This is a genomic window from Vibrio sp. 10N.247.310.98 (genome assembly GCF_041467395.1).
In the GTDB taxonomy this organism is placed as follows: Bacteria; Pseudomonadota; Gammaproteobacteria; order Enterobacterales; family Vibrionaceae; genus Vibrio; species Vibrio crassostreae_C.
Genome location: NZ_JBFSUL010000002.1, coordinates 103,942 through 118,243 on the forward strand (window position 1 = coordinate 103,942; position 14,302 = coordinate 118,243).

A 14,302-nucleotide genomic window follows, 5' to 3' on the forward strand; every position below is an offset into this window, starting at 1 on the left:
AAAAATAATACAAAGCAACCCAGTATCATTACCCTACTCATCTCAATCCGTGCGATATCAACCAATCAATATCGTAATGCTTCATCACCAGTAACCCTCTATCGCCAGACACCTATTCCTCGAATACTTACTGTCTTAGATGCCAAGATCAAAAAAGACCTCCCGAAGGAAGCCTTTCAAATGTATCTTGTCGATTAGCGACTGAAGAATACGTAGCGATTACATGTTACGTAGAGAAGCAATACGCTTGTCTAGCGGCGGGTGGCTCATTAGAAGCTCTGTTAGAGACTTCTTACCGTTGATACCAAATGCCATCATAGAACCTTCTAGTTGTGGCTCATGGCTCACCTTTAGGCGCTCTAGCGCTGCAATCATCTTCTCTTTACCTACTAGGTTCGCTGCACCTGCATCGGCATGGAATTCACGATGACGGCTGTACCACATCGTAATGAAGCTTGCTAAGAAACCAAATACCAATTCCAACACCATAGACACACCGAAGTACACCATCATGTTGCTGCCACCCTCTTCTTCGTTGTCATTCGACGCAACAATGTTGGCGATGAAACGAGATAGGAAGATAACGAACGTGTTCACTACACCTTGCATTAACGTCATGGTCACCATATCACCGTTCGCGATGTGGCTCACTTCATGCGCTAATACTGCTTCAGCTTCATCACGCGTCATGTTGTGCAGCAGGCCTGTTGATACTGCTACCAATGAATCGTCACGCTTAGCACCTGTCGCGAATGCGTTGATGTCTGGCGAGTCGTAGATCGCCACTGTTGGCATACCAATACCAACTTGTTGAGATTGACGGCTTACCGTCTCCATCAACCAATGTTCTGTTTCGTTACGTGGGCTTTCAATGACCATGCCGCCTACCGAGCGTAGCGCCATTTTCTTCGACATCATTAATGAAATGAATGAGCCGCCAAAACCAAATACCGCAGCCATCACCAATAAACCTGAGAGGCTACCGGGTTGCATACCTGTAACTGCGTATACAACATTAAGAACAACACTTAGTACCAATACAACCGCTAGGTTAGTTGCAAGGAACAACATTACTCGCTTCATTACTTATCTCCGCATGAAAGCTGTTTTTATAAAACTTATTGTTATAGACAAGGCAGACAGCAATAGATTCCAACCTTGAAGACTTATACTTACTTATACATATAGTCTTAGATTAAGAAAACAAGGTTAAGCATTAAATTGCAACATTTGATTACGAGACCATATCCGAATTAAATCCACTCTATTAGACCTAAGTCGTATGGTGTCGATATAACAATCCGTTTACAGTGACTGCAGATGATTTATTGGCTAGTCCATGTACAAAAAGGAAAGGATCATGGTTGAAGGTACTAACACTCAAATGGCTATCGATTTACTGTGCTGTCACCTAGGGATTACTGAAGAAGAAGCGAAAAAGCAGGTTGGAATCCTAACACCGCAAACGGCACAGACAAAAATCACAGAAACTCAGCAAGCTTTAATGGGACTGACTAAAGAACATTAGTTCTAAGCTTGTTTATTAAAAGACCGGTTGTTTATCAACTCAAGGTCTAAAGGCTTAAAATAGCAAAAGGGCTGCAATCGCAGCCCTTTTCTTATTTAGTACATAACGTGGTAATTAAAGCGCAAGCAAAGGCTGCACATCAATGTACTTACCAATGTTTTTAGACTTCGCTTTTGGGACGTAAGGGATTTCACCTAACTTAGGTGCACCTAACTTATCTTCAAGCATCGCAATAATATCTGCGTAGTGCTCAGTACCTGGATTGATACGGTTTGCGACCCAACCTACTAGGTTTAGGCCATCAGCACGAATCGCTTCTGCCGTTAATAGAGCGTGGCTCAAACAACCAAGTTTAATACCCACAGTCAGTACCACTGGCAGTTGCTCTTTTTTAACCCAGCTAGAAAGATATTCATCGTCTGAAACCGGGACTCGCCAACCACCAGCACCTTCAACTAACACGATGTCAGAGTTTTGCTTATGCTCTTCCAGCTTCGCTGATAATACCGCCTCATCAATCACCACGCCGTCATGCTTTGCAGCGATGTGAGGCGATGACGGTAGCAATAGTGCATACGGGTTTACGTCTTCGTAAGCAATATCTTGCGTCGCCGCTTCTTGAAGATGCAGTGCATCACTATTACGTAGTCCTTCAGGGGATTTTTCACTCCCTGCAGCAACTGGCTTGTAACCAATTGTTGATAAATCTTGTGCGGCCAAAGCTTGAAGAATCGCTTTTGAAACCACAGTTTTTCCCACTTCGGTATCCGTACCCGCAATGAATAATGCATCAATCATAATTGAATAACCCCTAAACAAACTTGATATGTTGCTGGTAAGAAACCTTGATGGTTCTTAAACTCTCGATATTCCCGATCAACAAGCTGCAACATGCGACGACTTGTTAAACCTTGTGAGCGACCACTTACGTGATTAGCGCCGATACCTTTAAGGTCGCGCATCAGTTCAAACGCAGTGTCGTACCAAACGGTGATGGTGGGCAAGTCTAGTTGATGAACGGTACAGCTAGATTGCGCTAACGCAATTTTTACCTGATTGATTGTAATAAAATGGTTAACGTGTTGATGTGCATCAATTTTGGACCACGACTTTTTCAGTTCAAACAGTGACCCATCAAGCAAAGTTGAGAAAATAACACGCCCACCAGCCGCTGTAACACGCTTCATCTCTCTCAAAGGCGACGACAAATCGTCACACCATTGCAACGCAAGGCTAGAGAAAACGATGTCAAAACACCCATCTTCAAACGGCAATTGTTCGGCATCGGCTTGTTGATATAAAGATACAGATGCACCACACCGCTTCTCTGCTGTTGCTAGCATTCCAACAGAAAGATCAGCGCAAACCACTTCGGCGCCTCGTTTTACAAGTTGCTCGGAGAAATAGCCAGTACCACAACCTAGATCCAGCACCTTAAAGCCTGACAGATCGCTGGGTAATTTATCCAGTAATCGGTGGCCAACATCGCGTTGAAATTCAGCGTGTTTGTCATAGGTTGTTGCCGCTTTGCCGAAAGCTTCGGCAATCGCATTCTTATCTTGGCCTACGTAATTATGCACGACTGCTTCTTGTGACATTTACTGAGCCTCATTATTTATTTCGATGTGAGTTTCACTATTCGATTCAAAGCTTGATTCAAGATTTGTTTCCACTGCTTGACGTAACGAACGGGTTAACTGAAGAATCTGCTTCTGACTATGGTTAGCTGTTAACGTGATTCGTAATCGAGCAGTTCCAGCAGGTATGGCTGGCGGCCTTATTGCGGTCACCCAAACTTGGTTTTGCTTTAACTCTTCAGCTATTGATAATGCCGCTTGTGCTTCACCTATCACAAATGGCTTAATCGGAGTCTGAGTATCCACAAAGCCTTTCAAGCCGCTCACCTGCTCTGCATAGAGAGACCCTAACTCAGTCAGCTTTTCTCGGCGCCACTCTTGAGTTTGAGTCATCTTACAGGCATGAGATAAAGCCACCGCTTGTGAAGGTGGCATCGCCGTCGAGTACACATGATGACGAGCAAACTGAGTTAAGTAATCACCCACTTCTGACGAACAAAGAATCGCAGCACCAGAAACGCCAAATGCTTTGCCAAAGGTCACCACCAAAATATCGGGGGAGATTTGTGCTGCACTGCAACTCCCAGCTCCTTTATCACCTAATACGCCGATACCGTGGGCATCATCAACCGCCAACCAACTGTCGTATTGATGAGTCAGGTTAGATATCTGGCTGAGAGGCGCTTGATCGCCGTCCATGCTGAATACGCCCTCAGTGACGACCAAGGATTGTAGAGATCGGCTTAATAGAGACTCTAGATGCTGCGTGTCGTTGTGTTTAAAGCGTTTCATGGTTGCATGAGAAAGCATCCCCGCTTCCATCAAAGAGGCGTGATTAAGCTTGTCTTGCAGCAGAGAGTCGTCTTTTTCGAGCAGAGAAAACAACAAGGCTTGGTTCGCACTGAAACCAGAACTAAAGAGAATCGCACGTTCAAAGCCCAACCATTCACACAGCTGAGCTTCTAAATTTCTATGAGCAGGACTAAAACCCGTGACCAATGGCGATGCCGCACTGCCAGCACCATAAAGGGAAAGCCCAGCTTGCCACGCCTCCACCAATTCAGGGTCGTTCGCCAAGCCTAGGTAATCATTACTCGAAAAATTAATAAAGCGAGAACCTTCGCAATTAAGCAAAGGACCATTACTGTTTTCGAGCACTTTAAGTTGACGAGTTAGCCCCTGCTCACGGCGTTGAACAAGGGCATCTTTGATACGGGATTTAAACAGTGGCATCGTAGAACATGTCATCTTTCGTTGGACGAGCAGCAACGCGCTCCACTACTTGATCTAACAGTTCGTTTTCTTGAATTTCATCAGGCTTCTGAGCCACTTGTTGGCTGTTGATGCCTAACTTCTTAAACAGCTGCATGTCCGTGTCTTCATCTGGGTTTGGCGTAGTCAGTAGCTTACAACCGTAGAAGATAGAGTTCGCGCCAGCCATGAAGCACATCGCCTGCATCTGTTCATTCATATTCTCGCGACCTGCAGATAGACGAACCGCTGACATTGGCATCATGATACGAGCAATCGCAATCAACTTAATGAAGTCAAAAGATTCAACATCATCGACGTTTTCCATCGGTGTGCCTTTCACTTTCACGAGCATGTTGATTGGCACACTCTCAGGGTGTACCGGAAGGTTCGCTAGCTCTACCAGCAGGCCTGCACGGTCATTGGTACTTTCGCCCATACCAATAATGCCACCAGAACAGATCTTCATACCGGCATCACGTACGTGAGATAGCGTATCTAAACGATCTTGGTAAGTACGAGTGGTGATGATGCTGCCGTAAAATTCTGGAGACGTATCAAGGTTATGGTTGTAGTAGTCCAAACCTGCGTCGGCTAGCTCGCCTGCTTGATCCGGCGTTAACATGCCCAATGTCATACAGGTTTCTAGACCCATGCCTTTCACACCTTTGATCATATCAGTTAGGTGAGGCATATCGCGCTCTTTCGGGTTTTTCCATGCCGCGCCCATACAGAAGCGAGTTGAGCCCGCATTCTTGGCTTTTTGCGCCGCATCCAAAACACGCTCAACTTCCATTAAGCGTTCTTTGTCGACATCCGTTCGGTAGTGAGCACTTTGAGGGCAATACTTACAATCTTCAGGACAAGCACCTGTCTTTATCGATAAAAGCGTACTCACTTGCACGTGGTTGTGCTCTTGGTACTGTCTATGAACCACTTGAGCTTCAAACATTAAATCCATAAACGGTTTTTCAAGCAGCGCTGTTACTTCAGCAACTGTCCAGTCATGACGAACTTCCACGTGTCGATCCTTTTTTATTATTTGATGTTTCATCTCTATCAATAGAGATTGCATTTATGCTTGGCTAGTCTACCGACAAGCTTTAGACTGTCAACACATTGATAATATCAAAAGTTTACATCTGGTTATTTTTTAACCACACCAAGAATGGAAGTTACTATGGATCTCGCCTTTGATCGCCAGCATATCTGGCATCCCTACACATCAACGTTAACACCTCTGACCTGCTACCCAGTCACCAACGCAGACGGTGTTTACCTAGAATTAGAAGGCGGAAAACGAATTATTGATGGTATGTCATCTTGGTGGTCAACCATCCACGGCTACAATCATCCAGAGCTAAACGCTGCAGCTCATAGTCAAATCGATAAGGTTTCACACGTTATGTTTGGTGGCATCACCCACCAGCCCGCTATCGATCTATGTAAGAAGCTTTTGAATCTCGCGCCAAGTAATCTTGAGCATGTATTTTTGGCCGATTCAGGTTCAGTTGCCGTAGAGGTTAGCCTCAAGATGGCATTGCAATATTGGCACGCTAAAGGACAACCTCGTTCAAAGTTCCTCACACTAAGAGATGGCTACCACGGTGATACCTTTGCGGCGATGTCAGTGACCGACCCTGACAATTCGATGCACAGCCTCTACAAAGGCTTTTTGCCGGAACATATTTTCGCTGATTCGCCAAAAACAGGCTTTTGGGATGAGTGGAACTCAAGTGACATCGATAGTTTTCGAGAAAAGCTGGCAGCACACCATCAAGAAGTCGCAGCGGTGATCTTAGAGCCTATCGTTCAAGGGGCTGGCGGCATGCGCATCTACCACCCTGAGTTCCTAAAACAAGTTCGCTTGCTGTGTGATGAATTCAACGTATTGCTGATCTTGGATGAGATTGCGACCGGATTTGGCCGCACAGGGGAACTGTTCGCTTGTGAGCATGCCGATGTTCAACCGGACATATTATGCGTAGGCAAAGCTTTAACTGGTGGCTATATGACATTGTCAGCGACGCTTGCGAGTAAGGAAGTAGCTGACACGGTATGTGGCGGTGAAGCGGGCTGCTTTATGCACGGGCCAACATTCATGGGTAACCCATTAGCTTGCGCAGTCGGTGCGGCAAGTTTATCCATCATCGAGCAAGGTCATTGGAAAAATCAAACTCAACAGATCGAACAGCTTTTCTCTGAGTTGCTACCACCATTGCGAGAGCATGATCTTGTCAAAGACGTTCGCTGGTTGGGCGCGATTGGCGTCGTTGAAACCCACACACCTGTCGATATGGAAACCATCCAAGCTCACTTTGTAGAGCAAGGCGTTTGGATCCGTCCGTTTGGTAAGCTAATTTATATGATGCCTCCGTTTATTATCAAACCACAACATATTGAGCAATTGGTCGCTGCTATCGACACTGCATTACAAAATACTCATTGCTTTAAATAAGGCGTTTATTGCTCTAAACAAGAGCGACGATTATTTCTATATATCTTCATTAATAAATCATTTAATTAAACTAAAAGGCCTTACATAAAAGTAAGGCCTTAACTGCTTGAAGGTAACCGTCAGTTTAACGTAATTGGCTATCTTTACTTGCTCGACGGTTAAACAATGAATGTCGATGTGCGTCATGCTCTAATATTGACTGACATTCTATACACAAACGAACGCCTTTGATCGCGCGTCGTCTTTGTTCCGGAATCTCATCACCACACTCATCACAATAACGCAAACCCTCACCACCTCGAAGGTTTCCTCTTACACGAGAGATCTCATCATCAATGGTATTTTGTATTTGCTGGCTGACACTATCGTCACCAGCCCATCCTACGGCCATAAGCCCTCCTCAGTATTTGAACGAGAAAATCTATACCTACCGCGGTAAGAGCATATTATAGCCACATTTAAGGATTGTAATAATTATCAAAATCAATAAAACACTATTACACATAGGTAACAAAAATTATTTATTTCTCGCCACTGCACTATTCTATAGGCAATAAAAAACCCAGCCTGTTGGCTGGGTTTTATAAGTAACCTAATGCTTAATCAATCTAATTAACCGATGTGCGTTACGCCGCCCATGTATGGCTGAAGTACTGTTGGGATAGCAATACGGCCATCTGCTTCTTGGTTGTTCTCAAGAATAGCAACCATAGTACGACCAACAGCAAGACCAGAACCGTTTAGTGTGTGTACAAGTTCAGGTTTCTTCTCGCCTTTACGACGGAAACGAGCTTGCATACGACGCGCTTGGAAATCCCACATGTTTGAACAAGAAGAAATCTCACGGTAAGTCTCTTGTGCTGGAACCCATACTTCTAAGTCGTAAGTTTTCGCAGAACCGAAGCCCATGTCACCTGTACATAGAATCACTTTACGGTAAGGAAGCTCTAGAAGTTGAAGTACTTTCTCAGCGTGGCCAGTTAGCTCTTCAAGCGCTGCCATTGAGTCTTCTGGCTTAGTGATTTGTACTAATTCAACTTTGTCGAATTGGTGCATACGGATAAGACCACGAGTGTCACGACCGTAAGAACCCGCTTCAGAACGGAAACATGGCGTGTGAGCTGTCATCTTAAGTGGCAGTTCAGCTTCATCAGTAATCGTGTCACGAACCATGTTCGTTACCGGTACTTCCGCAGTAGGGATAAGCGATAGAGTCTTAAGAGGCACGTCACTTACTTGCTCAGTTAGCGGGCTTGTGTGGAACAAGTCTTCGCCGAACTTAGGAAGTTGACCAGTACCGTAAAGGCTATCGTGGTTCACTAGGTACGGTACGTACATTTCTGTGTAGCCGTGCTCATCAGTGTGAAGGTCCAGCATGAACTGAGCAATAGCACGGTGTAGACGTGCAAATTTGCCTTTCATCACGATGAAACGAGAACCCGAGATTTTAACTGCGCTAGCAAAATCAAGACCGCCAGACATTTCGCCAAGATCTACGTGATCTTTCACTTCAAAGTCGTAAGTCTTAGGTTGACCCCAACGAGAAACTTCTACGTTATCATCTTCATCTTTACCATCTGGCACTTCTGCATCAGGTAGGTTAGGAATAGACATTGTGATCGTTTCTAGCTCAGATTGAAGATCAGCCAATGCTACTTTAGCTTGGTCTAGTTCTGCGCCTAAGTTGCCTACTTCTGCAAGGATACGCTCAGCTTCTTCATGGTCGCCTTTTGCTTTCGCTTGACCAATGGACTTCGATCGAGAGTTACGTAACGCTTGTAGCTCTTCAGTTTTCATCTGAAGGGACTTACGTTTTTCTTCAAGTTCACGAATTGTCTCTACATCAAGGGTGAAGCCTCGACGTGCTAATTTTGCCGCTGTTTCATCCAGCTCAGCTCGAAGTAATTTAGAATCCAGCATTGCTAATCCTATGCTTTAGTTATTTGAATATTCAGTAGTTTGCTACTGAATCACTGCTAAACCCCTAAAACTGGTGCTATTTCGACCAATTTATAACGATTTAATTGAAATTTTATGACTAGGTAACGATATCCAAAAAAGACTACTTTTCATAGCGTTTTTGTGGGCTTTTTGCGTCCAAATCCGCCAGATAATCTAGCTTCTCGCCAATTTTGCTCTCTAAGCCTCGTTTTGTTGGGAAATAGTATTGTTTCTCTCCCATTTCAGGAGGCAGATATTTTTCACCCGCCGCGTAGGCTCCTGGTTCGTCATGAGCATAACGGTATTCTTGCCCGTAGCCCATGTTCTTCATCAAAGTTGTCGGTGCATTTCGCAAATGATGCGGCACTTCATATTCAGGAAGATTGTGAGCATCTGTTAACGCTTGCTTCCACGCGGTGTAAACGGCGTTACTCTTTGGTGCACATGCGAGATAAACAACCGCCTGCGCAATCGCACGCTCGCCTTCAGCAGGGCCAATGCGCGTGAAGCAATCCCAAGCCGACATCGCTACCTGCATGGCACGAGGATCAGCGTTACCGATATCTTCAGAAGCAATCGCCAGCAAGCGTCTAACGATATACAAAGGATCACAACCCGCAGCAATCATTCGCGCAGACCAGTACAAGGCCGCATCAGGGTTTGATCCACGAATTGACTTATGAACCGCGGAGATTAGGTCGTACCAAATATCACCCTTGTTATCGAAACGAGCGACTTTCTCACCAGCCACTTCAGCCAACAACTGCAAGGTTATCGCTTTCTCGCCTTTATCGTTGTCTTCTGCCATGTCATACAGCAGTTCAAGGTAGTTAAGCGACATACGCGCGTCGCCGTTAACCAGTTCTGCAAGGCGATCTAAAACATTATCAGCAAAATCAGCAGGCACATCACCTAACCCACGTTGCTTATCTTCAATCGCTTGGCGAATAACGAGAGAAATATCATCTGTATTCAGGGAAGTCAGTTTGTAGACACGCGCACGTGACAACAAAGCGTTGTTCAATTCAAAAGAAGGGTTTTCTGTTGTCGCACCAATAAAGGTTACGGTGCCATCTTCGATATGAGGCAGAAAAGCATCTTGCTGACTTTTGTTAAAGCGATGGACTTCGTCCACAAACAGGATGGTTCTGCGCCCTGCTTGCTTGTTCTCGCGCGCTTTTTCAATTGCAATACGAATGTCTTTTACGCCCGAGGTTACCGCCGATACGCGTTCCACTTCAGCATTCGCATAGTTTGCTGCTACTTCGGCTAACGTCGTTTTACCGGTGCCCGGAGGCCCCCACAAAATCATCGAGTGGATATGGCCCGCTTCCAACGCTCTGCGAAGTGGTTTACCTGGGCCTAATATATGCTGCTGACCGATGTACTGTTCGACAGTTTCCGGTCTCATACGAGCAGCAAGGGGACGAAAATCTTCGTCCCCCGCAAAATCTAAGCTGTAATTACTCAATTGCAATCTCTTGATTCGTTGATGGCATTAATGCCTATCGACGTACTACCAAACGATCTGCTTGTTTAGATCAGTTTCTTTGGTCGTCGACCTCGACACCTTCCGGTGCCACAAAAGTAAAGCGGTCTGCTGCAGGTTTACCCAAGTCAACATTGCTAAAGGTAAACTCACCTTTTTGACCATCTTGTTCAATCACATTAAAGCCCTGAACAATGCCCTTTTCGGTGATGTTAATCTGGAAGTCGCCCTGATTAGAATCGACAGCGGTTGGCGTTAGCGTAAATTGGTTACCCGTTTGCGCCACGTTGTAGTTGTCCCAATCGCTTTCTTGGTTGCGTGTAAGCAGGACAAAAGGTGTTTGTGATGTCGCTTGCTCTTGCCAGTAAATGCTCACTTGCTCAATGAACGGGCTGTAGTACCACAAGCTTTGGCCATCAGATACCAACAAGTTTTCATCAGGAAACGTAGTCTCCCAGCGGAACAAGCTTGGGCGTGCAATCTCTACCATGCCCTCACCTTCCATCACCACATCACCATCAGGGCTAGTCACGACTTGTTTAAAGTCAGCGCTGAAGCCTGCGTTTAATGCCAAACGGCTACTCAACTCTTCTTTCGGAGAAGCAAACACTGAGAAGCTCATAAATAAAAGTGCGAATACTTTTTTCATCAATAATCCTGTTAGAACATAAGTCGGTCATATTTTCGATTTGACCGACTGAATAGTTATGAGTTCCTACCGGAACTAATCTTTTGGTGGCGCTGGTGCTAAGACTTCTCGGTTACCGTTATGACCTGGAGCACTTACTATACCTTGAGCTTCAAGTTGCTCGACAATACGTGCAGCACGGTTGTAGCCAATCTTGAATCGACGCTGTACGCCTGAAACTGAGCCACGACGTGAATGAACAACGTGTTCTACCACTTGATCAAACAGAGGGTCGACCTCTTCATCACCTTCCATCTTCTCACCCGGAAGCAAGGTTTCTGGGGTTTGTTCGCCGTTGGTGATTTCATCAATATAGTTTGGCTTACCACGCGCTTTCCAGTTATTCACGACTGCGTGTACATCGTCATCAGATGCAAAGGCACCGTGAACACGAGTTGTATGGCTAGAACCCGGTGGCAAGTAAAGCATATCACCCATGCCCAATAGTGATTCCGCACCACCTTGGTCAAGGATAGTTCGTGAATCCGTTTTAGTTGATACCGTAAAGGCCACACGGGTTGGAATGTTCGCTTTGATAAGGCCGGTAATAACATCCACAGATGGACGCTGCGTCGCTAGAATCAAGTGAACACCCGCCGCACGTGCTTTTTGTGCCAAACGTGCAATCAGTTCTTCAACCTTCTTACCAACCACCATGATTAAGTCGGCAAATTCATCAACGATAACCACAATGTAAGGCAGCTTCTCAAGCAATGGCGCTTCAGGATCCATACTGTCGCCCGGCTTCCACAGTGGATCGTGAATTGGGTGACCCGCTTCCGCTGCCATCTTAAGCTTATCGTTGTAACCTTTAATATTACGAACGCCTAGCGCTGACATCAGCTTATAACGGCGTTCCATCTCGCCAACACACCAACGAAGGGCGTTCGACGCATCTTTCATGTCGGTTACCACTTCAGACAATAGATGAGGAATACCCTCATAAACCGATAGCTCAAGCATTTTCGGGTCGATCATGATGAATCTAACATCTTCCGGTGATGCTTTGTAAAGCATACTCAGAATCATTACGTTCACACCTACCGACTTACCAGAACCGGTTGTACCCGCAACCAGAACGTGAGGCATTTTCGATAAATCAGCAATGACCGCTTCACCAGCGATGTCTTGTCCGAGAACCACTGTCGTTGGCGATTTCGCTTCTTGGAACTGAGGGCTAGCAACCACATCTGAGAAGAATACCGTTTGGCGACTCATGTTCGGCAGTTCTAAGCCAACATAAGGCTTACCCGGAATCACTTCTACGACACGTACTGCCAATGCAGAGAGTGAACGCGCTAAGTCCATAGAAAGACCAGAAATACGGCTTACTTTCACACCTGGAGCCAGATCAAGTTCGAATCGAGTGATTACTGGACCTGGGAAAATGTCGACAACGTCTGCTTTGATCTTGTAGTCCGCTAGCTTAGATTCAACAAGACGAGCAATTGCCTCTAGCGCATCACGGTCAATAAAGGTTTCACGCTTTTCAGGGTGGAATAACAATTCAAGCGTGGGTAATGGCTCAGCAGGCTTAGGTAAATTAACATCTTGTTGAACCAAGAACGGGTTCTGCGCCGCTGCCATATTCGCTTGTGCTTCAGAGACAATGCTTTGGAATGCGGCGACATCTTGATCTTGATGCGCAGGTTCTTCTTCCGTTACTTCTTCCCAAGGAAGATCAACAGTTGGCTCTAGGTTTTGTGCTGTTGGCTGTTCAGGTTCTGAATGTTCTTCTTGATAAGGGAAAGGTTCAAACTGTTCTTCGATTAATGCTGCGTCAGCTAATTCAGCTTCAGCCTGTTCTGATTCAAGCTCTGAGCCCTGTTGGTAGCTTTGCTCTTCCGTAACATCAAACGGTGAAGGTTGTGCAGAGAAATCGTCTTCCACGGTTGCTTCTGGCTCGCCCATAGGTGAAGCGTATAAAGATTCAGGTTGAACATCTTCAGAACCAAATTCGCCATTTACTTGTGGTGAGCTATCTAATTCTGGTTCAGCACTTCTAAGGTCAGCATGAGCAGGGCCAACTTCTGGTTGTTCGTTCTGCATGTATTGTTGGTAAGCAACCTGAGAATCATGCGCGTCAACCTGATCTTGTTCTGCTAGGTCATCTTCATACATGGCCGCATTTTCTAGCTGCTCTATCGTTGCATTCAACTGTTTAGAGCGCTCAATACCTTCTTCTAGCGGTTCTTCTGGCGCTTGGTAAACAGCTGCTGCAGGGATCGTTTGCTCTGACTCAATTACCGCTTGAGGCTGAACCTGAGGTTCTTCATGAACAGGAGCTTCTTGTTTCGCAGGAGCATCGACAGGCATATGAATATTGTAATGACGCTTCGGCGATGCAGCATTGTCTCGCGCACTTGTCGCCACGTCTGAAGAATCATTGGTCGCAGAAAAGCTCATCGCTGGATCTAACGGGTCATGCTCTGTTGATTCTTTGTTGTCTTCTATAGCAGGAACATCGCGGTAAGTTGGCTCTTGATGCTGCTGATGACGTTCTTCGATTAAATCGCGGTCTGCTGACTCTCTTAACTGAGGCTCTAGTAGCTCTTGATCTTGGCCACGAGCCTTATTAACAGCAGACGTGAAGAATTTGATGGCACATTCACCCAACCATTCCACAATGCTTAACCAAGAAATACCGGTTAATAGAGTAAAGCCAGCACCCCATAAGAAAAGAAGGACTAGCGTACTACCAAGAACATTCAATGTCGGAAGTGCAAGGCTTGTTAAGACGTCGCCCACTACGCCACCTGATGAAAAGTACCAGATGTCGTCAAAGTTGATATCCGCTAGACCACAACTAGTAAGGATTAGGATAGTCAGGCCGAGTAAGCGAGTGCCCCACAGCATGAAGTCGATCTGCTCGTCTTCATTACGTTTTCGGAATAATACCCACGCAGCAACCGTCACTAAGATAGGCAAAGGGTAAGCCAAAGAACCGAATACGAAGAAAAGCGTATCCGCCAACCAAGCACCTAGGTAGCCACCCGCATTTTGAATGTCACCACCCCACGCCGTTTGCGACCATGATGGGTCTGCAGGACTAAAAGTTAATAACGCAACGGCAAGTAGAATAGAGAAGAGAACACCGAGAATCAGACTGCACTCTTTGATACGTTGAGAACCACTCAAACGAGGAGACTGAGGCTCTTCACTCGTTTTAATGATTGTTTCTACTTTATTACTGCTCTGCTTGAACATAAACCAACTTAATAATTAAACGGGATAAAAACATCTCGAGCGGCCAAAGCCGCTCGTTTCAATGAAACTACTGTTGATTTAACCATATCAAACAGAAAAACCCAATTCCAGAAAGCAAGAAAGCGGAACAAATGTCCGCTTTCTTTCATTTCACCAATTGTGA

The 14,302-nt window shown here is 45.6% G+C and carries 12 protein-coding genes; 2 read left to right on the forward strand and 10 right to left on the reverse strand.

Features of this window, described 5'->3' with window-relative positions; genetic code table 11:
* Window positions 1–219: 219 nt before the first annotated feature.
* Window positions 220–1,083, reverse strand: a complete 864-nt coding sequence (gene htpX / locus AB6E78_RS01360; RefSeq protein ID WP_029235495.1) for a protease HtpX — start codon at window positions 1,081–1,083, stop codon at window positions 220–222.
* 277 nt (window positions 1,084–1,360) lie between these two features.
* On the opposite strand from htpX, the gene AB6E78_RS01365 reads away from it, so the two are divergent.
* A complete protein-coding gene (locus AB6E78_RS01365; RefSeq protein ID WP_017060256.1) occupies window positions 1,361–1,528 on the forward strand; it encodes a hypothetical protein in 168 nt (55 codons plus the stop codon).
* Window positions 1,529–1,642: 114 nt separating this feature from the next.
* Here the strand turns inward: AB6E78_RS01365 and bioD are convergent, their stop codons facing one another.
* From bioD to bioB, 4 genes are read right to left on the reverse strand one after another with little or no spacing between them, the layout of a single operon-like run.
* Window positions 1,643–2,326 carry a dethiobiotin synthase gene (bioD, locus tag AB6E78_RS01370; RefSeq protein ID WP_029405464.1) on the reverse strand — a complete coding sequence of 228 codons (684 nt, stop codon included), beginning with the start codon at window positions 2,324–2,326 and terminating at the stop codon, window positions 1,643–1,645.
* On the reverse strand, window positions 2,323–3,126 hold the full coding sequence (bioC, locus tag AB6E78_RS01375) for a malonyl-ACP O-methyltransferase BioC (RefSeq protein ID WP_372132380.1): 804 nt from the start codon (window positions 3,124–3,126) through the stop codon (window positions 2,323–2,325). Before bioC ends, bioD begins: the two co-directional genes overlap by 4 nt.
* Window positions 3,127–4,338 (reverse strand): 8-amino-7-oxononanoate synthase, encoded by a 1,212-nt coding sequence (gene bioF, locus AB6E78_RS01380; RefSeq protein WP_372111078.1) that lies wholly within the window; start codon window positions 4,336–4,338, stop codon window positions 3,127–3,129.
* On the reverse strand, window positions 4,325–5,377 hold the full coding sequence (gene bioB, locus AB6E78_RS01385; protein ID WP_016792500.1) for a biotin synthase BioB: 1,053 nt from the start codon (window positions 5,375–5,377) through the stop codon (window positions 4,325–4,327). Before bioB ends, bioF begins: the two co-directional genes overlap by 14 nt.
* A gap of 159 nt (window positions 5,378–5,536) precedes the next feature.
* Here bioB and bioA point away from each other — a divergent pair, with 159 nt between their 5' ends.
* Window positions 5,537–6,814: an adenosylmethionine--8-amino-7-oxononanoate transaminase gene (gene bioA / locus AB6E78_RS01390; RefSeq protein WP_372132377.1), complete on the forward strand. Its 1,278-nt coding sequence runs from the start codon at window positions 5,537–5,539 to the stop codon at window positions 6,812–6,814.
* Between the two features lie 124 nt (window positions 6,815–6,938).
* On the opposite strand, the gene AB6E78_RS01395 is transcribed toward bioA, so the two are convergent.
* The 5 genes from AB6E78_RS01395 to AB6E78_RS01415 all read right to left on the reverse strand — a co-directional run bounded on the left by AB6E78_RS01395 (window position 6,939) and on the right by AB6E78_RS01415 (window position 14,139).
* Window positions 6,939–7,205: a DksA/TraR family C4-type zinc finger protein gene (locus AB6E78_RS01395; protein WP_017060251.1), complete on the reverse strand. Its 267-nt coding sequence runs from the start codon at window positions 7,203–7,205 to the stop codon at window positions 6,939–6,941.
* A 221-nt stretch (window positions 7,206–7,426) separates the two neighbouring features.
* Window positions 7,427–8,734, reverse strand: a complete 1,308-nt coding sequence (gene serS / locus AB6E78_RS01400; RefSeq protein ID WP_017107656.1) for a serine--tRNA ligase — start codon at window positions 8,732–8,734, stop codon at window positions 7,427–7,429.
* 142 nt (window positions 8,735–8,876) lie between these two features.
* Window positions 8,877–10,232 carry a replication-associated recombination protein A gene (locus tag AB6E78_RS01405; protein WP_372111002.1) on the reverse strand — a complete coding sequence of 452 codons (1,356 nt, stop codon included), beginning with the start codon at window positions 10,230–10,232 and terminating at the stop codon, window positions 8,877–8,879.
* A gap of 64 nt (window positions 10,233–10,296) precedes the next feature.
* On the reverse strand, window positions 10,297–10,893 hold the full coding sequence (lolA, locus tag AB6E78_RS01410; RefSeq protein WP_372111000.1) for an outer membrane lipoprotein chaperone LolA: 597 nt from the start codon (window positions 10,891–10,893) through the stop codon (window positions 10,297–10,299).
* Window positions 10,894–10,968: 75 nt separating this feature from the next.
* On the reverse strand, window positions 10,969–14,139 hold the full coding sequence (locus tag AB6E78_RS01415) for a DNA translocase FtsK 4TM domain-containing protein (RefSeq protein ID WP_372132373.1): 3,171 nt from the start codon (window positions 14,137–14,139) through the stop codon (window positions 10,969–10,971).
* Between the last annotated feature and the right edge of the window lie 163 nt (window positions 14,140–14,302).

Bases quoted from the DNA above. Each gene is read 5' to 3' on its own strand.
- bioD (WP_029405464.1), bottom strand. From the start codon at position 2,326: ATGATTGATGCATTATTCATTGCGGGTACGGATACCGAAGTGGGAAAA.
- serS (WP_017107656.1), bottom strand. From the start codon at position 8,734: ATGCTGGATTCTAAATTACTTCGAGCTGAGCTGGATGAAACAGCGGCA.
- lolA (WP_372111000.1), bottom strand. From the start codon at position 10,893: ATGAAAAAAGTATTCGCACTTTTATTTATGAGCTTCTCAGTGTTTGCT.
- AB6E78_RS01365 (WP_017060256.1), top strand. From the start codon at position 1,361: ATGGTTGAAGGTACTAACACTCAAATGGCTATCGATTTACTGTGCTGT.
- bioC (WP_372132380.1), bottom strand. From the start codon at position 3,126: ATGTCACAAGAAGCAGTCGTGCATAATTACGTAGGCCAAGATAAGAAT.
- htpX (WP_029235495.1), bottom strand. From the start codon at position 1,083: ATGAAGCGAGTAATGTTGTTCCTTGCAACTAACCTAGCGGTTGTATTG.
- AB6E78_RS01415 (WP_372132373.1), bottom strand. From the start codon at position 14,139: ATGTTCAAGCAGAGCAGTAATAAAGTAGAAACAATCATTAAAACGAGT.
- AB6E78_RS01395 (WP_017060251.1), bottom strand. From the start codon at position 7,205: ATGGCCGTAGGATGGGCTGGTGACGATAGTGTCAGCCAGCAAATACAA.
- bioA (WP_372132377.1), top strand. From the start codon at position 5,537: ATGGATCTCGCCTTTGATCGCCAGCATATCTGGCATCCCTACACATCA.
- bioF (WP_372111078.1), bottom strand. From the start codon at position 4,338: ATGCCACTGTTTAAATCCCGTATCAAAGATGCCCTTGTTCAACGCCGT.